Origin of the sequence: Fulvitalea axinellae, assembly GCF_036492835.1 — a bacterium.
GTDB classification, from domain to species: domain Bacteria; phylum Bacteroidota; class Bacteroidia; order Cytophagales; family Cyclobacteriaceae; genus Fulvitalea; species Fulvitalea axinellae.
On record NZ_AP025314.1, the window covers coordinates 478,524 to 501,177 of the forward strand.

Annotated in this window: 14 protein-coding genes and 19 tRNA genes; 4 read left to right on the forward strand and 29 right to left on the reverse strand. The window is 50.4% G+C overall.

The features are described from left to right. Positions 1-108 precede the first annotated feature (108 nt). From AABK39_RS01890 to leuB, 4 genes are all read left to right on the forward strand, one after another. A complete protein-coding gene (locus AABK39_RS01890) occupies positions 109-1,272 on the forward strand; it encodes a 2-isopropylmalate synthase (protein WP_338393246.1) in 1,164 nt (387 codons plus the stop codon). 28 nt (positions 1,273-1,300) lie between these two features. Beyond that, positions 1,301-2,725 carry a 3-isopropylmalate dehydratase large subunit gene (gene leuC / locus AABK39_RS01895; protein ID WP_338393247.1) on the forward strand — a complete coding sequence of 475 codons (1,425 nt, stop codon included), beginning with the start codon at positions 1,301-1,303 and terminating at the stop codon, positions 2,723-2,725. A 7-nt stretch (positions 2,726-2,732) separates the two neighbouring features. Beyond that, positions 2,733-3,320 carry a 3-isopropylmalate dehydratase small subunit gene (gene leuD, locus AABK39_RS01900; RefSeq protein WP_338393248.1) on the forward strand — a complete coding sequence of 196 codons (588 nt, stop codon included), beginning with the start codon at positions 2,733-2,735 and terminating at the stop codon, positions 3,318-3,320. Positions 3,321-3,497: 177 nt separating this feature from the next. Beyond that, the gene (leuB, locus tag AABK39_RS01905; RefSeq protein ID WP_338393249.1) at positions 3,498-4,583 is read left to right on the forward strand and encodes a 3-isopropylmalate dehydrogenase; all 1,086 of its coding nucleotides are present in this window, start codon (positions 3,498-3,500) and stop codon (positions 4,581-4,583) included. Positions 4,584-4,682: 99 nt separating this feature from the next. On the opposite strand, the gene AABK39_RS01910 is transcribed toward leuB, so the two are convergent. From AABK39_RS01910 to AABK39_RS02050, 29 genes are all read right to left on the reverse strand, one after another. Continuing rightward, positions 4,683-5,024: a hypothetical protein gene (locus AABK39_RS01910; RefSeq protein WP_338393250.1), complete on the reverse strand. Its 342-nt coding sequence runs from the start codon at positions 5,022-5,024 to the stop codon at positions 4,683-4,685. A gap of 175 nt (positions 5,025-5,199) precedes the next feature. Further along, entirely contained in the window at positions 5,200-6,117 is a 918-nt protein-coding gene (locus AABK39_RS01915; protein ID WP_338393251.1) for an ABC transporter ATP-binding protein, read from the reverse strand. Positions 6,118-6,194: 77 nt separating this feature from the next. Beyond that, on the reverse strand, positions 6,195-10,502 hold the full coding sequence (dnaE, locus tag AABK39_RS01920) for a DNA polymerase III subunit alpha (protein WP_338393252.1): 4,308 nt from the start codon (positions 10,500-10,502) through the stop codon (positions 6,195-6,197). A gap of 323 nt (positions 10,503-10,825) precedes the next feature. Then, positions 10,826-11,893 carry a DUF4421 family protein gene (locus AABK39_RS01925; RefSeq protein ID WP_338393253.1) on the reverse strand — a complete coding sequence of 356 codons (1,068 nt, stop codon included), beginning with the start codon at positions 11,891-11,893 and terminating at the stop codon, positions 10,826-10,828. Between the two features lie 29 nt (positions 11,894-11,922). Continuing rightward, a complete protein-coding gene (locus tag AABK39_RS01930) occupies positions 11,923-13,161 on the reverse strand; it encodes an N-acetylmuramoyl-L-alanine amidase family protein (protein WP_338393254.1) in 1,239 nt (412 codons plus the stop codon). Between the two features lie 258 nt (positions 13,162-13,419). After that, entirely contained in the window at positions 13,420-16,293 is a 2,874-nt protein-coding gene (locus AABK39_RS01935) for a M16 family metallopeptidase (protein WP_338393255.1), read from the reverse strand. Between the two features lie 184 nt (positions 16,294-16,477). Next, entirely contained in the window at positions 16,478-16,741 is a 264-nt protein-coding gene (rpmA, locus tag AABK39_RS01940; protein ID WP_338393256.1) for a 50S ribosomal protein L27, read from the reverse strand. A 9-nt stretch (positions 16,742-16,750) separates the two neighbouring features. Continuing rightward, a complete protein-coding gene (rplU, locus tag AABK39_RS01945) occupies positions 16,751-17,062 on the reverse strand; it encodes a 50S ribosomal protein L21 (RefSeq protein ID WP_338393257.1) in 312 nt (103 codons plus the stop codon). Positions 17,063-17,153: 91 nt separating this feature from the next. Beyond that, a complete protein-coding gene (locus AABK39_RS01950; RefSeq protein WP_338393258.1) occupies positions 17,154-19,073 on the reverse strand; it encodes a GAF domain-containing protein in 1,920 nt (639 codons plus the stop codon). 199 nt (positions 19,074-19,272) lie between these two features. Next, a tRNA-Asp gene (locus AABK39_RS01955) sits at positions 19,273-19,346 on the reverse strand. A 40-nt stretch (positions 19,347-19,386) separates the two neighbouring features. Further along, a tRNA-Met gene (locus AABK39_RS01960) sits at positions 19,387-19,459 on the reverse strand. Between the two features lie 5 nt (positions 19,460-19,464). Then, a tRNA-Glu gene (locus AABK39_RS01965) sits at positions 19,465-19,536 on the reverse strand. Positions 19,537-19,553: 17 nt separating this feature from the next. After that, positions 19,554-19,630, reverse strand: a tRNA-Asp gene (locus AABK39_RS01970). Positions 19,631-19,670: 40 nt separating this feature from the next. Continuing rightward, positions 19,671-19,743, reverse strand: a tRNA-Met gene (locus AABK39_RS01975). A gap of 5 nt (positions 19,744-19,748) precedes the next feature. Continuing rightward, a tRNA-Glu gene (locus tag AABK39_RS01980) sits at positions 19,749-19,820 on the reverse strand. A 49-nt stretch (positions 19,821-19,869) separates the two neighbouring features. Further along, positions 19,870-19,941 (reverse strand) — tRNA-Glu (locus tag AABK39_RS01985). A gap of 17 nt (positions 19,942-19,958) precedes the next feature. Beyond that, positions 19,959-20,035: transfer RNA gene (locus tag AABK39_RS01990), tRNA-Asp, on the reverse strand. A gap of 40 nt (positions 20,036-20,075) precedes the next feature. Continuing rightward, positions 20,076-20,148: transfer RNA gene (locus AABK39_RS01995), tRNA-Met, on the reverse strand. A gap of 5 nt (positions 20,149-20,153) precedes the next feature. After that, positions 20,154-20,225, reverse strand: a tRNA-Glu gene (locus AABK39_RS02000). 17 nt (positions 20,226-20,242) lie between these two features. After that, positions 20,243-20,319 (reverse strand) — tRNA-Asp (locus AABK39_RS02005). A 40-nt stretch (positions 20,320-20,359) separates the two neighbouring features. After that, positions 20,360-20,432: transfer RNA gene (locus AABK39_RS02010), tRNA-Met, on the reverse strand. 5 nt (positions 20,433-20,437) lie between these two features. Beyond that, a tRNA-Glu gene (locus AABK39_RS02015) sits at positions 20,438-20,509 on the reverse strand. Positions 20,510-20,526: 17 nt separating this feature from the next. After that, a tRNA-Asp gene (locus AABK39_RS02020) sits at positions 20,527-20,603 on the reverse strand. A 36-nt stretch (positions 20,604-20,639) separates the two neighbouring features. Then, positions 20,640-20,712 (reverse strand) — tRNA-Met (locus tag AABK39_RS02025). A 5-nt stretch (positions 20,713-20,717) separates the two neighbouring features. Continuing rightward, positions 20,718-20,789 (reverse strand) — tRNA-Glu (locus AABK39_RS02030). 18 nt (positions 20,790-20,807) lie between these two features. Further along, positions 20,808-20,884, reverse strand: a tRNA-Asp gene (locus AABK39_RS02035). Between the two features lie 8 nt (positions 20,885-20,892). After that, a tRNA-His gene (locus AABK39_RS02040) sits at positions 20,893-20,968 on the reverse strand. 29 nt (positions 20,969-20,997) lie between these two features. Beyond that, positions 20,998-21,073, reverse strand: a tRNA-His gene (locus AABK39_RS02045). 76 nt (positions 21,074-21,149) lie between these two features. Next, positions 21,150-22,481 (reverse strand): dihydroorotase, encoded by a 1,332-nt coding sequence (locus AABK39_RS02050; protein WP_338393259.1) that lies wholly within the window; start codon positions 22,479-22,481, stop codon positions 21,150-21,152. Positions 22,482-22,654 lie beyond the last annotated feature (173 nt).

Genomic DNA, 22,654 nt, shown 5'->3' on the forward strand with positions numbered 1-22,654 from the left:
TGCGATGAATTTTGTTTTGGGCGTATGTGGGGAAGGTATAGATTCGTGTGATGATCGTATCGCCTATTGGCGGTAATACTTTGGACAACAAATCCTCAAACCCACACCATGAGCGACAAGGTCTATATTTTTGACACTACACTCCGCGACGGGGAACAGGTTCCCGGTTGCCAGTTGAACACCGAAGAGAAAGTCCGTATCGCACAGGCCCAGGAGGAGATGGGCGTCGATGTGATCGAGGCTGGATTCCCGATTTCGAGCCCGGGCGACTTCCAGTCGGTTGTCGAGATTGCCAAAGCGGTGAAAGAGCCTATCGTATGCGGTCTTACCCGCGCAGTGGAAAAAGATATTGATGTGGCCGCGCAGGCCTTGGAATCGGCGCACCGCAAGCGGATACACACCGGTATCGGCGCTTCGGATATCCACATCCAGCACAAATTCCGCTCTACTCGCGAAGAAGTTCTTGAGCGTGGCGTACACGCCGTGAAATACGCCAAGAAATACGTTGAGGACGTAGAGTTCTACGCCGAAGACGCCGGCCGTGCCGACCTGAACTTTTTGGCCCAATTGACCGAAGCGGTAATCGCCGCCGGAGCAACGGTTGTAAATATTCCCGATACCACTGGCTACAATTTGCCGTGGGTATTCGGAGAAAAGATAAAATTCCTGATGGAGAACGTATCGAATATCGACAAAGCGATCATTTCGGTACACTGCCACAATGATCTCGGATTGGCCACGGCCAACACCATCGCAGGTTTGGCTAACGGAGCCCGCCAAGCGGAGGTGACTTTCAACGGAATCGGGGAAAGAGCCGGTAACACTTCTTTGGAAGAAGTTGTGATGACGCTTAAGAGCCATCCGCACCTGAATCTGGAAACGAGCATTGTGACGGAAAAGCTTTATCCGATGAGTAAGTTGGTGGAGCGCCTGATGCGTATGCCAGTACAGGCCAACAAGGCCATTGTGGGAGCCAACGCTTTTGCGCACTCTTCGGGAATTCACCAAGACGGCTTCCTGAAGCATAAAGACAATTACGAGATCATAAGCCCGGACCAAGTAGGGGTGCCCGAGTCAAAGATTGTATTGACGGCCCGTTCCGGACGCCACGCTTTAAAGCACCGTTTGGAAAATCTCGGCTATGTGATCGAAGGTAAAGACTTGCTTGACAATATCTACGAAGGCTTCTTGGATATGGCCGACCGTATCAAGCAAGTGGAAGACCACCATTTGCACCAACTAGCCACCAATAGCCAAGTGACATTGGGCTAAATTTTTGGAAGAGGAAGATTCATCGATTATGATAAGGAAAACATTGTTCGATAAGGTTTGGGACTCGCATGTAGTCGAGGAAGTCAAGGACGGTCCCCAAATCCTGTATATCGACAGGCATTATATTCACGAAGTGACAAGCCCGCAGGCTTTTGCGGGATTGGAGAAGCGCGGAGTGCCTTTGTTCCGTCCGGAACTTACCACCGCCACCGCCGACCACAACGTGCCTACAGTAGACCAACACTTGCCGATCAAGGAAGAGCTTTCCAGATTGCAGGTAGAGAAGTTGGTTGCCAATTGCGAAAAGAATGGCGTTGAGCTTTACGGCCTCGGCCACAAGTACCAGGGTATCGTTCACGTAATCGGGCCTGAGCTTGGTCTTACCCGCCCGGGTATGACTATGGTTTGTGGCGACAGCCACACGTCCACACACGGGGCGTTCGGTTCCATCGCTTTCGGTATCGGAACCAGCCAAGTGGAGCAGGTAATGGCTACGCAGTGCTTGATGCAGGTGAAGCCGAAATCGATGCGTATCACCATCGACGGCGAGTTGGGCGAAGGAGTAGGAGCCAAGGATATTATCCTCTATATCATATCGAAGATTTCTGCCGCTGGCGGAACGGGTTATTTTGTGGAGTATGCGGGCTCTGCTATCCGTAGCCTGAGTATGGAAGCGAGAATGACCATCTGTAACATGAGTATCGAGATGGGTGCTCGCGGTGGAATGATCGCTCCCGACCAAACTACTTTCGATTACCTCGAAGGCCGTCAGTTTACGCCGAAGGGCGAGGAATTCGATAGCCTGGTAGCCGAGTGGAAGAAACTCCCGTCTGACGAAGGCGCTACTTACGACAAAGAGCTGATTTATTCAGCCGAAGATATCGAGCCGATGATCACTTACGGAACAAACCCGGGAATGGGGATCTCTGTAAGCGGTAATGTGCCTACTCTCGACAAGATTCCGGCTTCGGAACACGAGTCGTACGAAAAGGCGATCGGTTATATGGGGCTTGAGGCCGGCCAGGCTATCAAGGGCAAAAAAATCGGCTATGTGTTTATCGGTAGCTGTACCAATTCTCGGATCGAGGACTTGCGCGAAGTGGCGGAGTTTGTGAAAGGAAAGCAGAAGGCCGAAGGGCTTACGGCGTGGATTGTTCCGGGCTCTAAGCAAGTGGAACTTCAGGCCAAAGAAGAAGGCATCGACAAAGTGTTGGCCGAAGCCGGATTTGAGCTTCGCGAGCCGGGCTGTTCGGCTTGTTTGGCCATGAACGAGGACAAGATCCCCGCCGGCGAATATTGCGTATCGACTTCGAACAGGAACTTCGAAGGCCGTCAAGGTCCCGGTTCCAGAACTTTCTTGGCCTCGCCATTGACGGCCGCCGCCGTTGCGGTAAACGGTTGCGTGGTGGACGTACGGGAACATTTGAACCAAGTGGCAACCGAAAACGCCTAATCTAGAGATGGAAAAATTCACGACGATCGTTTCGAACGCCGCTCCTTTGGCAATCGAAAACATAGACACCGACCAAATCATCCCGGCCCGCTTCCTGAAAGCGACTACCCGCGAAGGTTTTGGCGAGAACCTTTTCCGCGATTGGCGTTTTGAGGCCGGCGGAACGGAGAAAGACTTTGTCCTGAACGGGGCGCAATACAAAAACAGCCAGATTTTGGTGGCCGGCCGCAACTTCGGATGCGGATCCAGCCGTGAGCACGCCGCTTGGGCTATTACCGATTTCGGTATCCGCGTGGTGGTATCAAGCTTCTTTGCCGATATCTTTAAAGGCAACGCTTTGAACAACGGCCTTTTGCCTGTTCAGGTAAGCGACGAATTCCTGGCCGATCTCTTCGCCGCGCTTAAGGCGGATCCGGCGCTGGAAGTGACCGTAGATTTGGAATCTCAGACTATTGAGGCCAAAGCGGCGGGACTCAAGGCCGAATTTGAGATCAATTCATACAAAAAGACATGCATGCTCAACGGATATGACGACATCGACTATATCCTGAGTATCAAAGATAAAATCGAGGCTTTCGAATCTTCGAGATCTTGATTTGTTTACGACCAATTATAAGAACACGACCAACTATCACGACACGCAAGCGTCGGTGCCTCACGTGGCGCCGGCGTTTTGCTATTTTTGTTCCTTCGTGTTCCCAATCCGATTGACTCTAAAAAATATCGGGGCATTTTTAGGCGCAGGCCGATGCTCTGGAAAACGACTATAACCATGGAAAAAAAGATAGCCGTATTGCCCGGCGACGGTATCGGGCCGGAAGTTACAGCGCAGGCCATCAAGGCTCTTGACGCGGTGGCCAAAAGTGCCGGACACAAATTCGAATACGAAAACGCTTTGGTGGGAGCCTCGGCCATCGACGCTGTGGGCGACCCTTTCCCTGCCGAAACCCAAGCCGTTTGCGAAAGCGCCGACGCTATCCTTTTCGGAGCCATCGGACACCCGAAATACGATAACGACCCTACTGCCAAGGTACGCCCGGAGCAGGGCCTTTTGCGCATGCGTAAAGTGCTCGGGCTTTTCTGCAACATCCGTCCTGTGACTTGCTACAAAGTGTTGGAAGACGCTTCGCCTTTGAAGGCTGAGATCGTTGGCGGAACGGACTTCGTTGTTTTCCGTGAGTTGACCGGCGGTATTTACTTCGGCCAGCCACGCGGACGTTCGGAAGACGGTAGCATAGCTTTCGATTCGATGGTATATTCGAAAGAGGAAATTATCCGCGTTAGCCGTTTGGCTTTCGAAGCTGCTCGTCGTAGAGGCAACCGCGTGACTTTGGTTGACAAGGCGAACGTTTTGGCTTCTTCGCGTCTTTGGAGAGAAACTGTTGGCGAGTTGGCCAAGGAAGAATATCCGGACGTGGAACTGGAATGCATGTTTGTGGACAACGCCGCCATGCAGCTGATCCAGAACCCGAAAGGTTTTGACGTAGTGCTTACCGGCAATATGTTCGGCGACATCATCACCGACGAGGCTTCCGTGATTACCGGTTCGCTCGGTCTTTTGCCTTCGGCTTCCGTAGGTAGCAAAGTTGGTTTGTACGAGCCTATCCACGGGTCTTACCCTCAGGGTGCCGGTTTGGATATCGCAAACCCTTGTGCAACTATCCTCTCGGCCGCTATGCTGTTGGAGACTTCTTTCGGCTTGACCGCTGAGGCGAACGCTATTCGCAAGGCTGTTGAGATTTCTTTGGAAGAAGGATACGTAACCAAAGACATCAACGCTGAGAGGTTCTACGGAACGGAAGCGGTAGGCGATTATATCGCAAAGAAAGTGGAAGAGCTGGTTTCTGCCGAAGCCTAATAATATTCCAATTTTCATAAAATCAAAAAAGGCGACTCCTGATCGGAATCGCCTTTTTTTGGCTTATTTCTTTTTATGGAACGAAAAGATGAGGCTTTATTATTTTGTCAATAAAGGGTCAATCTTGATACATTCGTCCAATATAATGAGTTCTTCAAGATTCAGATTCACCGAAATCGGATTCTCGTTTTCCAGAACAAACATAAAAGCGTTGTCATTTTTGTTGAAATTGGCTGTGCTACGCGTTATGTTTTGGTATTTGCTTTCAAGCAAGTGGCTTAGCTTGTTTTTAAACGAGCAGTAGTAGCAGTTCATTTTCTGAACAACGCTTTTGTGGCTAAGCGAGATGCCTTGTCTTTCCGAGATAGACATACAACATTCGCCAATAAAGAAAAGTGAAGCGAAAAGGATGAAGAGGGTAATTATACTTTTGCGTTCCATAATGTTTTTTTGCTAAGCCGAGACCAAAGTTAGTTCCCTTTTTTGAAATATTCACACATAAAGTGTTAAGAAAAGTTAACGACTTTCATTGTTATTCATCGTTACTCAGTAGACTTAGCGAACCTGCCGGAGGTTGCATTTCCGACGAGATTTTTTTCCTTTTTTCTTCAAAAGGTCAACTTACCGTTTGAACTTGACCTTTTATGGCCTGCAAAAACACGTCTCGCATGGTGAGCCGGTATTTTGTGGCACCATATATCTGGACTTTGGACAAAAGATTTTCCAAAAGATCATTAAGGCTTTGACCTTCTATGAGCGTGGCCACCGCACTTTTTATTTCGCCATGCGGGGGGAGTTTTGTGATTGTGGGAATATCGGCAGGCCAGTCGCCTTGGTAGTCTATCCGGTAGGCGTTCGCTCCGTGTGCGTTGCGGACTTCGTCGGTGGAGCCGTTTAATACCAGTTGGCCACGGTTGAGCATCGCCACCTCGTCGCAGAGCTCTTCTACGGATTCCATTCTGTGGGTGGAGATGATTACCGTTGCGCCGTTGTCTCGGAGGCGGAGAACTTCGTCCTTTACTTGTTCGGCATTTACGGGGTCGAAGCCGGAAAACGGTTCGTCGAGGATGATAAGCTCGGGAGCGTGGAGAACGGTGGCGATAAACTGCACCTTCTGTTGCATTCCTTTGGAGAGGTCTTCCACGTTTTTCTTTTCCCAATCGGAAAGGGCGAAGCGTTCCAGCCATTCTCCGCTGAGCGTTTTGGCCTGTTTGGCCGACAAGCCCCGGAGTTGACCGAAGTAAACGAGCTGTTCGCCGACGCGCATTTTGCGGTAGAGTCCTCTCTCTTCAGGCAAGTACCCGATTTTCGAAAGGTGTTTGTCTCCCATGGTTTCGGCCCCGAAGAGAATCTTTCCGGAATCGGGCGCCGTGATTCGGTTGACAATCCGCAGAAACGTGGACTTTCCGGCGCCATTCGGTCCGAGCAAGCCGAAAATCGATCCTTTGGGAATATCTAGGCTGACATTGTTGAGGGCGTGGTGCTTTCCGTAATGTTTGTCGAGATTCTGTACGCTAATGGCCAGGGCGTTCATATCGAGAGGGATTGTCGGGATTGGAAAAAATATCGCCCCGGAATATTCCGGAGCGATTAAGGTATTCTTCGGGGATGTTAAACCATCTCTATTTTTAAATTCGGTATCTGGGCCAATTCGTCAAGCAGATCATTGTCTAGACTTACTTGGCACCGTCGGGCCATGGCGTCGGCCTGTATTCCGTCCTGGCGGTCCACGATGTGCAGTTGCAGGTTGTGTTTACCCGGATATTTCTTCAAAGCGCCTTCCAGCGTCTCCACCATTTCCATATCGATGTCTTCCAAGCTTACTTCCAGCTTCAGGCCTTTGGCGTATTTCTCCCGGACATCGGTGAGCAGTTCCACAGTCTGGACTTTAAGCTCGATGCGGGTTTCGTCCCAGCGCTGGCGCTGTACACGGCCTTTTACGAAGAGGAACCAGCCCTCAACCATATATTGCTTGAAGCGGGCGTAATCGTCGGAGAAAAGGAACAGGCGGGTTGAGCCCGAGTAATCTTCGAGCGTAAGCATTCCGAAAGGCTGACCGCGTTTGGTGAATCGGTGCGACACTTCGGCTACGCATCCGCCGATGGTGATATCGCGGTTTACGAACTGCTCCGGGTTGTCGGCGTATTCGCTGATTTTGGCGTTGCAGAAGTTGTCGAGTTCCAGTTTGTAGTCGTCGAGCGGGTGGCCGGAGATAAAGATTCCGATCACTTCCTTCTCCTTGTTGAGCTTGTCGATGGTACCCCAGGGCTCAGAAGCCGGGATTTCCGGTTCCGGAATCTGTACTGCCGATCCGGCGCCGAATAAAGAGGCTTGCGCCGAGTTTTCGCTTTCCTGATGCGTGGCTCCGAACTTGATGGCCTTTTCCAGAAATACCATGCCTTTTTGGTCTTTGGCAAAGTATTGCGCGCGGTGCGCATCCGCAAAAGAGTCGAAAGCTCCAGCGATAACGAGGTTTTCCAAGGTCTTTTTGTTGGCCGCGCGCAGGTTGATCCGCTTGGTCATATCGAAGATCGAGGAGAATTTGCCTCCTTTTTCCCTTTCTTCGATAATCGCCTCCACGGCCGCCGCTCCAACGCCTTTGATACCGCCCATTCCGAAGCGGATTTCGCCTTTTTCGTTTACCACAAAATCGACTTTGGATTCGTTCACGTCCGGACCCAGTACGGGGATGCCCATACGCTGGCATTCTTCCATAAAGAAGGTCACCTTCTTGATATCGGACATGTTGTGCGTAAGCACCGAGGCCATGTATTCGGGCGGATAGTTGGCCTTGAGGTAGCCAGTGTGGAATGCCACCACGGAGTAACAGGTCGAGTGCGACTTGTTAAAGGCGTAGGCGGCGAAGGCTTCCCAGTCTTTCCAGATCTTCTCAAGCTTGTCTTTCGGATGGCCACGTTCGGCTCCGCCCTCGATAAACTTCGGCTTCAGCTTTTCCAGCAAGGCAAAGATCTTCTTACCCATCGCCTTACGGAGCATATCGGCCTCGCCTTTGGTAAACCCCGCTAAACTCTGCGACAGGAGCATCACTTGTTCCTGATAGACGGTAATACCGTAGGTCTCGGCCAAGTATTCCTCCATCTTCGGGAGGTCGTATTCAATCTCTTCCCTACCGTGCTTACGGGCGATAAAGTTCGGGATATATTCCAAAGGCCCAGGACGGTACAGGGCGTTCATGGCAATAAGGTCGGCAAATTTGTCGGGCTTCAGCGCTTTGAGGTGCTTCTGCATTCCGGGGGATTCGAACTGGAACGTACCGTTCGTTTCGCCACGCTGGTAGAGTTCGTAGGTCTTCGGGTCGTCGAGCGGAATTTCGTCCGGGTTGATGTCGACATCGAAGCGTTGTTTGACGAGCTTAATGGCGTCTTTGATTATGGACAGGGTTTTCAGGCCCAAAAAGTCCATCTTCAGCATTCCGGCGTCTTCCACCACTGAGTTGTCGAACTGCGTTACGAGCAGGTCGGCGTCTTTGGCCGTAGATACGGGAATGTATTTGCGGATATCGTCCGGTGTGATGATAACCCCGCAGGCGTGGATACCGGTGTTCCGTACCGAACCTTCCAACACTCTGGCTTGGTTGAGCACCGTGCCTTCCGGACTGCTCTCTCGCGAGATGGCCTTCAGCTGGTTGGCCATTTCCATCTGTTCGCCGTTGAGCTTATCCTTGAGCTGGGTGTCCGTCATGCCGAACAGCTTCTTGAGCTTGATGTCGGGCACGAGCTTGGCTACACGGTCGGCGTCGGGTAGGGGAAGGTCAAGCACTCGGGCGGTATCGCGAATGGCGGATTTGGCCGCCATGGTACCGTAAGTGATAATATGCGAAACCTGGTTGAACCCGTATTTGTCAACCACCCAGTTGATAATGTCCTGTCGGCCTTCGTCATCGAAGTCGATATCGATATCGGGCAGGGATACACGGTCGGGGTTCAGGAATCTCTCGAAAAGCAGGTCGTACTCGATCGGATCGACGTTGGTGATACCGATACAATAGGCTACCGCCGAACCTGCGGCCGAACCCCGGCCCGGCCCTACGGAAACGCCCATTTTCCGGGCCTGCGTAGTGAAGTCCTGCACGATAAGGAAGTAACCGGGATAACCGGTCATCTCGATCGTTTTCAGCTCGAAGTCCAGACGCTCGTCGATTTCCGGGGTGATTTCGCCGTAGCGTTTCTTCGCACCCTCATATGTAAGGTGGCGCAGGAACGCGTTTTCGCCCCGTTTTCCTCCGTCTTCGGCATCTTTTGAATCGGTGAATTCTTCCGGAATATCAAAGGCAGGAAGAAGCACGTCGCGGGCGAGTTTGTATTCCTCGCACTTCTCGACGATCTCGTTGGTGGTTACGATGGCTTCCGGCAAGTCCTTGAAAAGTTCCTTCATCTCGTCGGAAGACTTGAAGTAGAACTCGTCGTTAGGGAAGCCGAAGCGCTTGCCCCGTCCGCGCCCGATTTCGGTTTCTTTCTTTTCGCCGTCGCGAACGCATAGCAGGATGTCGTGGGGCTCGGCGCCCTCACGGTCCATGTAGTATACGTTGTTTGAGGCGAAATACTTTACGCCGTATTTTTTTGCGAAGCGCAGAAGCACTTCGTTTACGTGATCTTCTTCCTCAAGGCCGTGGCGGATAAGTTCTACGTAGAAATCATCGCCAAACAGGTTGTGCCACCATTGGAAAGCCTCTTCAGCCTGTTCTTCGCCCACGTTCAGGATCAGGTTCGGGATTTCGCCCGTCAACTGGCCCGTCGTGGCTATTACGTTGTCTTTGTATTGTTCGATCAGTTCCTTTCCGATACGCGGGTATCCGGCGTAAAGGCCGTCTATATAGGCCAAAGAACTCATCATGGCCAAGTTGTGGTAACCGTCTTTGTTTTTGGCTATCAGCACTTGGGTGAAACGGCGGTCGGGATTGTCTTTGGTAAACTGGCGCCTTTTGTAGTCTTCGGCTACGTTAAATTCACAACCCACAATGGGTTTGATTCCGGCTTTGAGGGCGTCGCGTACAAAGTGGAAAGCGGCCATCATATTGCCGTGGTCGGTAAGGGCTACGGCGGGACTGCCGTTAGCTTTGGCGCGCTCGATCATTGGGCCGAGTTCGCAGGTGGCTTGCAGAATGGAGTACTGCGAATGGCAGTGGAGGTGCGTGAAGGGTACATCGGTCAGGTCGATGCTTTCGGCAGTGCTTGTGTCAACGCCATCTTCGTCTTCGTCCGCAAATTCTACACTGTCGGGCGTATAAGGCTCGATGTTCAGGCCGATGGCGGCGATCATCGACGGGTTGTTCTCCTTGAACGCTTTCAGTACGTCGGCCGTAGTGCCGAGTTCTTCGGGCGAGTAAAGGTCGAGCCTGACCATTTCGAGGAAACACCTTGCGGTTGCTTCCACGTCGGCGGAGGCGTTGTGGGCTTCGCCGAAGGCTTCGCCAAAGAGCTTGGTGTGAAGCTCCGTAAGGTTTGGCCATTTGTATTTGCCTCCACGTCCGCCGGGAATTTTACAGAAATCGGTACCCTTGTCTTTGGTGTCGATCTCCGGCTTGTCCATCATCACGGACGTTTCCATGCCTTTGCGGTCCAGCTCGGCGCCTACGATGTTGTAGTCGAACCCGATGTTATGTCCGATACCAAAGTCGCAAGTGGCCAGATCCTCGCAGAATTCCTTCAGGACATGTTCCAACGGCATACCCTGACGCATGGCCCGTTTGGTGGAAATGCCGTGGATTTTTTCAGCGTTATAAGGAATGGTATAGCCTTCCGGCTTAACGATATAGTTTTGGACCTTAACCAAATCGCCTTTCTCGTCGTGGATCTGCCAAGCGAGCTGGACCATACGTGGCCAGTTTTCGTGGTCGGTGATCGGTGCGGAGAAATTCTTTGGTAAACCGGTGGTTTCGGTATCGAATATTAAGTACATATACTTGGGTATAAGCTACGTAGTGTCGACGTTCCGCAACGGAACGGATGCCAAAGATACGAACATTCGGGCAATTGGGGTGCGTGGTTAGGAAAAGTTGTGTCGGTCTTAATGTTACTCCCGCTCCGTTCGTAGTGTTACTCCCGCTCCGTTCGTAGTGTTACTCCCGCTCCGTTCGTAGTGTTACTCCCGCTCCGTTCGTAGTGTTACTCCTGCTGTAACTTGGTAGGAACGTGTAGGAGGGAATGAGTTACAGGGCAAGTCTAATTCCTACATTGGTTGAATCTTGAGCAATTGTACCCAGTGTTTTTTACCTATACGTTTTACTCTTTCTTAAGGAATGGAATTTTAGGTGGATTTTTCCAATTGAGTCGCCAACCAGCCGTGATGGATGCGCCTTCTTCAATAATTGATATGCGGGCGTTCCTTTTGGTTTCGGATTCTGAGATATTCCGGCGTTGGAAACCACTTACGGAGACGAAGAATTTTTCGCCGGTATAGCCCATAGACAGTTTGCCGGAGAAAAATACGGCTAGGGTATTTTCCCTAAGTTTGGTTTCGTCGGCGTCGGTGGTGTAGAAAGTGGCCCGTTGGTAACCTAAGCCCGGAACTATGGCCGCTGTGGCGAAGAAATTACCCTTGACGTAGGTATAGGCATAACCTCCTAGTATTCCCGTGTTGATGAACCATATTTTACGGGCGCTGGTCCTTGGGCTAACATAGGGAAGTGCTTTGGAGGGCAGTATGGAGCTGTCGCCGTTGTTGATTTCGTAATATGAGAAAGTGCCACCGAGCAGGAAGGTCCCGGCGCTTTTTTTCTGTCTTTCGTTAAAGACGAACGGGGCTCTGAAGGAGAACTTTTTATTGTTGAAGATATAGGCGAAGTCGGTGCCGATCTGATATTGCTTCAGGTCAGGGAACTTGATGATTTCCGGGTAACCGAGATCTTCGAGTATACCTTGGTTTGGCCGGCGGAGGAACATGCCTTCGTAGTAAAGGCCGTAAAGGTCCACCACCACCCGGCTAGGATAGAAGCTGAGGCGGTAGTCAAGTCCTTTGCTGCGGCCGCGTTTGGAGCTGGATGCGCCCGGGATCCTGAAATTGATGGCTCCGCCGAGGTTCCGGAAGTTGACCGCCGCACCTAAACCGGGAGCGTTATTGACACCGTAATTGAGTTTTGATTCCAGTTCTTGGCTTTTGCGGAAATCCAGCACTACTCTGGAGAAGTTCCAGAAGCCGATACCCCGCAGAACTAGTTTGTCGTTCAGGCGCTCAATATATGTGGTGTCCACCTCTTGGGCGCTGGCGCTACAGTTAAGCCCAAGGGCTAGCGCTAACGCGCTTACGAATATTCCGAGTTTTTTTATTTCCATACCCATGTTCTTCAACATGGGAAACGGACTTAGGTTTTCATGCGGGCTTAAGGTTTTTTCAAAAGTCCTTCAGTAAGCCAATTTGCCATGGCTTGGCGGTTTGACGGAAGCAGAAAGCGTTGTTGGTTATTCGGGTTTTGGAAGTTGCCCAATTCGATATAAGTTGCCACGGGTGTAGTTTCCCGAAGCATGTGCAGATCGCGTCCGCGGATATAGCCGGTGTACCCTCTGCCTTTTCGTTTTTGCTCGTATTTGCGCTTGATAGTGCTCATTAGTGACTGCGAAAAGCGCTTCGAGTTGTTATCTTTCAGGCGGTGGTAAAAGTACATGTCGATGTTCTTTTCGGTTCCCCGCGAATCCAAGTGAACCATCAGCAAACGCTGGTAGCGGAATCCCATGGCCTTGTTTTGCTTGTAAAGGCGATTGACGGCGTTGGCCCGCTGATCCAGTCGCTCGATTTGGTCGAGGGGAATGGGGTCGTTTGGCCAGCAACGTTCGTTTTGTCCGGTACCGAGGTATTGCTTGTCGCGGATACCGTCTTTTGGGTCACGGATGATGACGTATACTTTGGCGCCTTGTTCTATGAGGTTCCGGGCCAAGCGTAATGAGACATCGTAAGCGTATTCATCTTCGTGGAGGCGGGTTTTGCCTTTGCGTACCATGGCGCCGGGGTCAGGTCCGCCGTGTCCGCTCACTATATAGTATACGCAACCTTTGAGGCGGTTGCTTTTTGCTTTGACCTTGGCGTATTTTTTTCCGAAAATGGGGAAACTGCCATTCGAAGCTTTAGCTATCGGAGGGCCTGTAGGAGTGGAGGCTTTTTTCTTGGAAGGCTTCGGCTTGGCCGGCGTTTTTGTGGCTACGGGTTTCGAGGTTACGGCGGGGAGTCCGTTGTGGAGGTGATACGGTACCCAAATGGTCTTGCTAGCCACCACGCTTTTTTTCCTTACGCCTTTTTTCTTGAGCAGGTCATTGTAGGCCAAAACGGCTTCGGCCGTGGACCAGTCGTCAAGGCCTAGGCTGGAGCGTATGCTTTTGCCGTTGAAAGGGTACGAGGAGATGGGGAGTGCGTATTTGCCGGCTTTGAGCTCGGAGCTGATAATGCGGTTTAGGCCGAGGAAATAGTCTCGGTTTTCCCTGTGCCCATTGAGTCTGTAACGACTCATAAGCGAGTCCACGGTGATTTTTTTCGTGGTTTTGATTTCCACGAAACGGCTTTTTTGGGCCGTAAGGGTAATGGGGGCCAGTACTAGCGCCAAGAGCATCGTACGGAAAAACGGGGGCATAGCTTCGCTTAATTTTGGATATGGGCGCCTGTGGCCCGTGCGTTGTATCCGTTGTCCGCAGTCGGTTTCAGACCGCAGGCTGGTGGCGTACACGGTCAGTCAATGTATTTTTGTAAGAAAAACTTACGGAGAACGGATCCGAAAAAAAGCCAAAAAAATTGGCAAGGCCAAATGATGCGTGAAATTCGGGAAAAAAGAAAGGGCCCGAAGGCCCTTTTCAGTTTGTTAACTCACCGTTTGTAAGTAAAACGGCTATTATTACTGCTTTTTGTCTGATTGGAGAACTCCGATCTCGTTGCCGTCAGGATCAAGTTCGATGATCTCGTAACCAAGGCGCTTAAGGCCCGGCAATACGAGGGCTTTGTCGCCAACCACCAAGATATTCATGTTCTCTGCCTTGAGGTGCTTTTTGGCCAAGGCGTTGATGTCTTTCTGGCTGATCTTGTCGATCACTTTAGCCTGCTTGTTAACGTAATTTCCGTCCAGGTCATAAGTGATGATTCTCGACAGGAATCCGGCTTTTTGTCCCGGAGTTTCGTATTTGCGGGCATCGCTTTGGGCGATCGAGTTCTTCATAAAGTCAAGTTCGTCGGCCGTGATGCCTTTGCTGTGGAAGCCCTTGATTTCTTTTACGAACTCAAATACCGCACTGTCGGTGGTGTTGGCTTTTACGCCTGCCGACGCTCCGAAGATACCGTATTCCTTATTGGCGTAGAAGTACGAGCGGGCGCCGTAAGTGTAGCCCTTGTCTTCGCGCAAATTAAGGTTGATACGGCTATTGAACGCGCCACCGAGGTTGTAGTTCATCAAGCCGGTTTTGAACGATTCGCCGTAGGCGTCGTAGTGCAGGCCGGTGAGGTAACCCATACGGATGTGCGATTGCGGAGCTTTTTCTTTGTCTACCAAGTAGATTTTGGTCTTTACTTGGCGTAGGCCGAATTCCTCTTTGTAAAGCTTAACCTCTTTGCGGTCCCAGTTTTTGAGGAAGTCGAGTTTCGAGATAACTTCTTTCTGGCCGATATCACCCACAACCACCAATTTACTGATGTTAGGGGCGTAGTTGGTCTTGTAGAAGTTTTTCACATCGTCAAGGGTGATGCCCTTAACCGATTCCTCTGTTCCGCTCGACGAAATAGCGTGGATGCTCTCTTTGCCGAACAATACCTTGTCGTATACGCTGGAAGCGATAGCGCCCGGATCTTTCTTGTTCGCCTTGATGCCTTCTATTTGCTGTTTCTTGATACGCTGGAAAGCGTCTTCTGGGAACGCGGGCTGGAAGAGGATTTCTTCGGCCAAAGCCAAAGTCTTATCCAAGTTTTTGCGGAGCGAACTAATGTTAAGCGAAGTGGATCCGTCACCGGCTGAGATAGAAACGCTACTGCCGAGTTTGTCGAGTTCGTTTGAGAACTCTTCGGCGTTGTGCTTAAGGGTTCCCTCGTTCATCAAAGCGGCGGTAATCGAAGCGATACCGGCTTTGCTCTTGTCCCAGCCTTCTTGCTTATGTCCGCCTTCGATGCTCAGGCGAAGCGTAACGGTCGGGATTTCGCTAGAACGGGTGCCGATGATCTGGAGGCCGTTCTTGAAGTTATTTCTCCAATAATCCGGAACCGGAACAAGAGGGGCTTTAGTGGCTTCTGGCTTCTTGCTACGGTCAAACTTGTCACCGGTGATGGGCGTGTAAGCCAGTCCTGAGTAGTCGGTAGTAGGGAACGGGTTGTTTCCTGACTTCTGTGGCGTGAAGTTATCGGCCTTGGCGGTCAAGCCTTCCATGCCTTTAGGCAATACGCTCAGCACTACGGAAGCTTTGCCTTTGATGTACTTGTTGTATACGCGGACTACGTCTTCTTTGGTAATATTCAAATAAGCGTCGAGTTCCTTCTGGATGTAGTTCGGATTTCCTGTGAAAGTCTGGTAGTGGGCAAGCTGGCTCACTTTTCCGCTTACCGAAGCCAGGCTGTTGATAGTTCCGGCCTCTACGCCAGCTACAAACTTCTGGATGTCTTCGTCTTTTACGCCTTCTTTTTCGAATTCTTTCAGCGTTGCCCTGAGATCTTCCTCAAAGCTGGCGAGAGTGTTGCCTGGGAATGGCAATACGAACATGGTCATTTGGCCGGCGAGTTCGTCATGCGACGAGAATACGCTGGCTTGGATCGCCTTACGGGTCTTTACGAATTTTTTGAAGAAGAAAGAACTTTGTCCTGTTCCCAGAATCTGGGCGAGACACTTGAGCGGAGCCTCGTCTTTGTGATATTCCGGAACGGTGGGGAAAGTAAGCAACAACGCGGGGAAGCGGATGTTGGAATCTACGTAAGAGATATAGCGGTCGCTGTCAAGTTGGACTGGATCGAGCTTGAGGCTTTTCACTTCCTGTCCTCTCGGGATAATTCCGAAATATTTTTCCGCCAAGCGAATCACTTCTTTCGGGTTTACGTCTCCGCCAACGGTAAGCGTGGCGTTGTTCGGCCCGTACCAACGGAGGAAGAATTTCTTCAGGTCGGTTACGTCAACTCGGTCCAAATCCTCAAGCACGCCGATCGTGAGCCACGAATACGGGTGACCGTAAGGGTAGAGGGCCTGGCAAGTACGCTCTTGCCACTGGCCGTAAGGTGCGTTGTCGTAGTTTTGGCCTTTTTCGTTTTTAACGGTGGCGCGCTGTACCTCGAACTTTTTCTGTGTAACAGCTTCGAGCAGAAATCCCATCCTGTCGGCCTCAAGCCAGAACATTCTTTCGAGCTGGTTGCTCGGTACGGTTTGGAAGTAGTTTGTGCGGTCGCGGTTAGTGGTTCCGTTAAGCGTTCCGCCGGACTCCGAGACCACTTTGAAATGCTCTTCATCGGCTACGTTTTTGGAGCCTTGGAACATCATGTGTTCGAAGAAGTGGGCGAAACCGGATTTTCCGATCTCTTCGCGTTGCGAGCCCACATGATAAGTCACGTCAACGTGTACCAAAGGATCGGAATGATCCTCATGGATTACCAAAGTAAGGCCGTTGTCCAAAACGTACTTCTCGTAAGGGATTACGACCTCGTCACCTTTTTTCGTCACCTTTTCGATCAGCTTGGTCTGAGCGAGTGCCATACCAGACGATAGCATGATCGCAAGCGACATTGCGATAGTCTTGAGTTTTCTCATCTAAACGATGTTTGTTTGTGTCGGATATAGAATAAAAAGTCTGTGTTAAACTAATATATTTCCCTGATAGATGCTCGGATTATTCCATAAGCGGTTTGGGAGTTTGAAAAGGTGAGATGCAAAAAAAAGCGCGAGTTCCGTAAACGGAACCCGCGCCTTTATTCTTTAATCGAAAGATTACTGATTAAGCCTCAGTTACAGGCTCAACAGAAACAACCGATCTGTTTTTTCTAGTTTTTTTGAAGCTAACCACGCCGTCAGTCAAAGCGAAGAGAGTGTGGTCTTTGCCCATACCCACGTTGTTGCCTGGGTGGTGCTTAGTGCCTCTTTGTCTAACGATGATGTTGCCGGCGATAGCACCTTGTCCACCATAGATCTTTACGCCAAGGCGTTTGCTTTCCGATTCTCTACCGTTGTTAGAAGAACCTGCTCCTTTTTTATGTGCCATGGTTTAAGCTTATTTAGAGATCCCTTTAATCATTACTTTAGTGAAGGCCTGACGGTGACCGTTCTTCAAACGGTAGCCTTTTCTTCTCTTCTTCTTGAAGATGATTACTTTGTTGCCCTTCACGTGCTCGACGATTTCGCCAGTGACCTTTGCACCTTCAACTACGGGAGCACCTACTTCGATGTCACCGTCGTTGTCGATCAAAAGCACCTTGTCGAACTCTACGGAAGCGCCGGCTTCGCCCTCCAAAGATGGAGCGAACACAAACCGATCTTGCGTTACTTTGAACTGCTTTCCTGCTATCTCTACGATCGCGTACATAATGTGCTATTAAATTTGAATTACGTTTCGCAAATGAAGCGCAAATATATGAAAAGCTTCGCTAAAAGCAAAAGTCTTGTCTATCAATATGTCACGCCTCGCGAAGTTCGGCTTTCAGGCGGCCGATTTCGGCTCTGAACCCTCTTTCCTTGCTGGCGAAATCTTCCTGGATCGCCTGCATTTCTTCCCAACTCTGGCGGGCGGCCTCCTCTTTCTCTTTCAGGACTACGGCTTGCTGGCGCATTTCTTCCAACAACCTTTTTGTGCGCTCGTTGTTTCGCGCAACGGTTACGGTGGCGGCTATCGCTTCTCCGCAACGGGTCAGAAAATCGAGGATGTAGTCTTCCACGTGCTGGAAAAACGCAAGTTCCATGACTCCTGCTATCTCGTCATTGACTTTTAGCGGGATAAGCAAAATGTATGTTGGTGTGCTTTCGCCCAAACCTGAGGTGATGGAGGTATAGCCGTCGGGCACCTCGCTCATTCTTATAGGACGAGCTTCCAGATAGCAGGTCCCGACCAAGCCTTGTCCAGGCATTATGCTTTTTTCCGTAAAGCGTTTTTTCTCATAAGCGTAGCAAGATCTTAGAACCAGCTTTCCTGCGTCGGTTTCGTCATCACCGGCCATAACGAATAGGCCGAATTGGTTGGCGTTTACGTATTTGGCGAGGAACGAAGCCAATTTGTCTGCGACTGCGTTGAAATCTTCGGATGAACGCAGGATTTCCGCAATTCGGCTCAAGCCTTCGGAAGCCATTCTTTCACGGTCCTCGCGTTCTTTGGCTTCTTTGAGCGAGTTTCTCATTTCCAACAGGGCTTTGCCCAGTTCGTTGTCTTTGCTTGGGTTGTAGTCGGTCTCCAGTTTTCCGGCTCCCACATCCCTGGCGAAATCGCCGGACCTGCGCAACGATCTTACCAGTGCCTGCAACGTTTCTTGCAGTGAACGGAACTCGGAAATTTTTTGGTCTAGCTTGAGTTTTCCGTCTAGGCGTCCTTTGCTTATGGATTTTACGTACCCGATTACTGCGTCGAATTTTTCGGAAAACTGGAGGCTTAGCCTGTAAACTCCGAATAAGGTACCTAGGAGAAGTACTATTTGGGCTAACAGAATATAAATAAACCTCCGGAAGAGTTCGCCAAGTGAGCCTGTAACGGTGGTTTCGGAGATAAAAAACATGCCTCTCGCCTGCATTCTTCGTACATGCACGAAATGGTTCACCCCATTGTGCTCATACTTGAAATGAAAAACGCTATCCTTATTTCCCTTTGATTTTTCCAGTAACCAATTGGCCTTCTCTCCAAGGCCGGATATATCAATAAGATTGAAAGCCTCGCCGGATTTATCCTTGTTATACGAGATAAGGTTTCCCGAGTAGTCGGTCAGAAAGTTCCGGTCTTCAGATTTCTCTTCTTGGCCCACCACGTCCTGATGGACTTTGTTCAGGTCGACAATGAGAAATCCGAAAGTGTTTTCGGGTTTGGTGCTGATTTTTTGGGCGATCACCATTTTTTGTTTGCCACCCTCAGTGAATGTTTCGAAAAAGTTGTGCCTCTTGGTTTGCTCTAATCTTCTCACCCAAAAAAAGCCTGGCGAATTTAAGTTTATGGATTCAGCAAAGCCTTTAGAGTCCGTCATCCACGGTTCCGCTCCGATAGTGACGACCCCGATTCGGGCTTCTTTGTTTAGGCCGCGTAGCTTTTTGTCGTATTGTCTGAGGAGGGTTGTTACAGAATCCCGGCATTGTTCGCCCGCCGACAAGTATCGCTTGAGCGGCCGGTTCATTTCGAGGGTGTACTGTACGGTCCGCGTGTAAGAGTACAAAGTGGAATGTACCTTCCCCAGCGGGCGTTCGGCCAAAATGGGGGCAAGATCTTTTTCATAGCCCTTTATGATCATGTCACGGGACGTGACATAGAAAAGGGCGCTGGATATTCCGGAAATCAATATGAAAAGCATTCCGAAACTCAGTATTAGCCGGCCTCTGAGTGAGCCTAAAAATTTCGAATCCATAGGGACAGGTTTGGATTGATGAGTCAAAAACTAGAAACTGCGTGCGTGGATGGTATTAAATATACAATTCCATTCAGATTTATCACACAAATAGTAAAACATAACTTTATTAATCTGGGCGAGAAAAAAGAAATCCTGAAGGATTTTAAAAAAAGTATGCCTATAAAACGAAAAAAGCCTCGCTGAAAAGCGAAGCTTGCGGTATGGACGGGACTCGAACCCGCGACCTCCTGCGTGACAGGCAGGCATTCTAACCAACTGAACTACCACACCAAATTATATTTATTAGAGTGTCCATTTGACAAACTCTCAGTAGCGGGAGCTGGACTCGAACCAACGACCTTCGGGTTATGAGCCCGACGAGCTACCAACTGCTCCATCCCGCGATGTGTACTCCGTAGGGGAATCGAACCCCTGTTACCAGGATGAAAACCTGGCGTCCTAACCCCTAGACGAACGGAGCATCATTTCAAGTGAAAATGGCGGTATGGACGGGACTCGAACCCGCGACCTCCTGCGTGACAGGCAGGCATTCTAACCAACTGAACTACCACACCAAATTATATTTATTAGAGCGTCCATTTGACTGACTCTTAGTAGCGGGGGCAGGACTCGAACCTACGACCTTCGGGTTATGAGCCCGACGAGCTACCAACTGCTCCACCCCGCGATGTGTACTCCGTAGGGGAATCGAACCCCTGTTACCAGGATGAAAACCTGGCGTCCTAACCCCTAGACGAACGGAGCATCATTTCAATTTATTACAACAAAAAAAGCCATTGCTTTTCTGTATTCGTACTCCGTAGGGGAATCGAACCCCTGTTACCAGGATGAAAACCTGGCGTCCTAACCCCTAGACGAACGGAGCATCATTTCAAGTGAAAATGGCGGTATGGACGGGACTCGAACCCGCGACCTCCTGCGTGACAGGCAGGCATTCTAACCAACTGAACTACCACACCAAATTATATTTATTAGAGCGTCCATTTGACTGACTCTTAGTAGCGGGGGCAGGACTCGAACCTACGACCTTCGGGTTATGAGCCCGACGAGCTACCAACTGCTCCACCCCGCGATGTGTACTCCGTAGGGGAATCGAACCCCTGTTACCAGGATGAAAACCTGGCGTCCTAACCCCTAGACGAACGGAGCATCATTTCAAATGAAAATGGCGGTATGGACGGGACTCGAACCCGCGACCTCCTGCGTGACAGGCAGGCATTCTAACCAACTGAACTACCACACCAAATTATATTTATTAGAGTGTCCATTTGACTGACTCTCAGTAGCGGGAGCTGGACTCGAACCAACGACCTTCGGGTTATGAGCCCGACGAGCTACCAACTGCTCCATCCCGCGATGTGTACTCCGTAGGGGAATCGAACCCCTGTTACCAGGATGAAAACCTGGCGTCCTAACCCCTAGACGAACGGAGCATCATTTCAAGTGAAAATGGCGGTATGGACGGGACTCGAACCCGCGACCTCCTGCGTGACAGGCAGGCATTCTAACCAACTGAACTACCACACCAAAATTTTATAGAGCGTCCATTTGACTGACTCTCAGTAGCGGGGGCAGGACTCGAACCTACGACCTTCGGGTTATGAGCCCGACGAGCTACCAACTGCTCCACCCCGCGATGTGTACTCCGTAGGGGAATCGAACCCCTGTTACCAGGATGAAAACCTGGCGTCCTAACCCCTAGACGAACGGAGCATTCTTTCAAGTGTTAATTGGCGGTATGGACGGGACTCGAACCCGCGACCTCCTGCGTGACAGGCAGGCATTCTAACCAACTGAACTACCACACCAACTGTTAGGGTGAAAGACCGGATTCGAACCGGCGACCTCTGGTGCCACAAACCAGCGCTCTAACCTACTGAGCTACAATCACCATGTGAAAGAATCCCGTTACAATGATTTTGGGTGGAAGACCGGGTTCGAACCGGCGACCTCTGGTACCACAAACCAGCGCTCTAACCAACTGAGCTACATCCACCATGTTTGTAACGGGATTGCAAAGGTAGGATTTAGTTTTTAAAACGCAAAAACCAACCTATGTTTTTTTTGCTTAAATCAACGTCTGAAGCATATGCGAGCCCCTTTTTTGCTCTCGTCAAAGCGCCCGTTTTCGTAAGCCAAATGACCGGAAACGATAGTGTGGGTTACTGTCGATTTGAAGGAGTGCCCTTCGAATGGAGACCACCCGCATTTTGACAAGATATTGGTTTTCTCTACTTTATGGCTGGAGTTAGGGTCTAGAATGACAAGATCCGCATGGTAGCCTTCGCGAATAAAACCGCGCTTTTCAACCTGGAAGGCAATAGCCGGATTGTGCGACATTAACTCCACGACTTTTTCTTTGGAAATTTTTCCTTCCAAAGCTTTTTCCCACATCGCGAGGAGGCTAAACTGCACCAAAGGACCTCCGGAAGGGGCCTTGAAATAGGTGTTGTCTTTCTCTTCCAAGGTGTGTGGAGCGTGGTCTGTGGCCACAACATCGATGCGCCCGTCCTTAATCGCTTGCCAAATCGCCTCTCTGTCGTTAGCGGTTTTTACCGCAGGGTTCCATTTTATGTGCGTTCCTTTTCTCTTGTAATCGGAATCATCGAACCAAAGATGGTGTACGCAGGCCTCTGCGGTGATCTTTTTTTGTTCTAGTGGCAGGCTATTATCGAAGAGGTCAAGTTCGTCGGCGGTGGAGATGTGGAGAATATGTAGGCGGGTGCCGTGTTTTTTTGCCAAACCTACGGCCAACGAAGAAGATTTCAGGCAAGCTTCCCTACTTCTGATAAGCGGATGGCATTCGATCGGCACGTCTTCGCCGTATTTCGCTCGGAATTCTTCAGTATTGGCCCGGATAGTAGCCTCGTCTTCGCAGTGGGTGGCGATCAGGATATCCACTTTGGAAAAGAGAGAGTCGAGCGTCTTTTCGTTATCGACAAGCATATTGCCGGTAGACGAGCCCATAAAGGCCTTCACGCCACACACTGTTTTCGGATCGGTCTTGAGGACTTCCTCCAAGTTGTCGTTGGTGGCGCCCATATAGAAAGAATAGTTCGCCATCGACACTTCCGCCGCCCGCTGGTATTTCTTTTCCAAAAGCTCTTGGGTAACCGTTTGCGGGTTGGTGTTCGGCATTTCCATAAAAGTGGTGGTACCGCCGGCCACCGCGGCGCGGGCTTCGTGATAGATGTCCGCTTTGTGGGTGAGGCCCGGCTCGCGGAAGTGTACTTGGTCGTCAATTACGCCGGGGATAAGGTATTTCCCTTTAGCGTCAATGACCTTGTCGGCCTCAATTCCGGAAAGATCTTTATCGATCCGGGCAATCAATCCGTCTTTTACGAGGACATCGGCGGAGAAGACCTCCCCCTCATTTACTATATTTGCGTTTAGAATCAGCAACATATCACTGGAGATTGGTTATCTGAATGTGGTTTTCCTGAAAAATAGCTTGAAAAATCGGCCGTTTGCCGTTTCCTTATCCGTAAAGTTAAGGAATATTGGCGCCGGCCCATAAGGCATAGGTATAAATGGGAAAATCTCCGGGGAGCTGATCCAAGTAGACGATTGAGACAGAC

Coding starts and splice junctions, on each gene's coding strand:
- AABK39_RS01890 (WP_338393246.1), top strand. CDS start 109: ATGAGCGACAAGGTCTATATTTTTGACACTACACTCCGCGACGGGGAA.
- leuC (WP_338393247.1), top strand. CDS start 1,301: ATGATAAGGAAAACATTGTTCGATAAGGTTTGGGACTCGCATGTAGTC.
- leuD (WP_338393248.1), top strand. CDS start 2,733: ATGGAAAAATTCACGACGATCGTTTCGAACGCCGCTCCTTTGGCAATC.
- leuB (WP_338393249.1), top strand. CDS start 3,498: ATGGAAAAAAAGATAGCCGTATTGCCCGGCGACGGTATCGGGCCGGAA.
- AABK39_RS01910 (WP_338393250.1), bottom strand. CDS start 5,024: ATGGAACGCAAAAGTATAATTACCCTCTTCATCCTTTTCGCTTCACTT.
- AABK39_RS01915 (WP_338393251.1), bottom strand. CDS start 6,117: ATGAACGCCCTGGCCATTAGCGTACAGAATCTCGACAAACATTACGGA.
- dnaE (WP_338393252.1), bottom strand. CDS start 10,502: ATGTACTTAATATTCGATACCGAAACCACCGGTTTACCAAAGAATTTC.
- AABK39_RS01925 (WP_338393253.1), bottom strand. CDS start 11,893: ATGTTGAAGAACATGGGTATGGAAATAAAAAAACTCGGAATATTCGTA.
- AABK39_RS01930 (WP_338393254.1), bottom strand. CDS start 13,161: ATGCCCCCGTTTTTCCGTACGATGCTCTTGGCGCTAGTACTGGCCCCC.
- AABK39_RS01935 (WP_338393255.1), bottom strand. CDS start 16,293: ATGAGAAAACTCAAGACTATCGCAATGTCGCTTGCGATCATGCTATCG.
- rpmA (WP_338393256.1), bottom strand. CDS start 16,741: ATGGCACATAAAAAAGGAGCAGGTTCTTCTAACAACGGTAGAGAATCG.
- rplU (WP_338393257.1), bottom strand. CDS start 17,062: ATGTACGCGATCGTAGAGATAGCAGGAAAGCAGTTCAAAGTAACGCAA.
- AABK39_RS01950 (WP_338393258.1), bottom strand. CDS start 19,073: ATGGATTCGAAATTTTTAGGCTCACTCAGAGGCCGGCTAATACTGAGT.
- AABK39_RS02050 (WP_338393259.1), bottom strand. CDS start 22,481: ATGTTGCTGATTCTAAACGCAAATATAGTAAATGAGGGGGAGGTCTTC.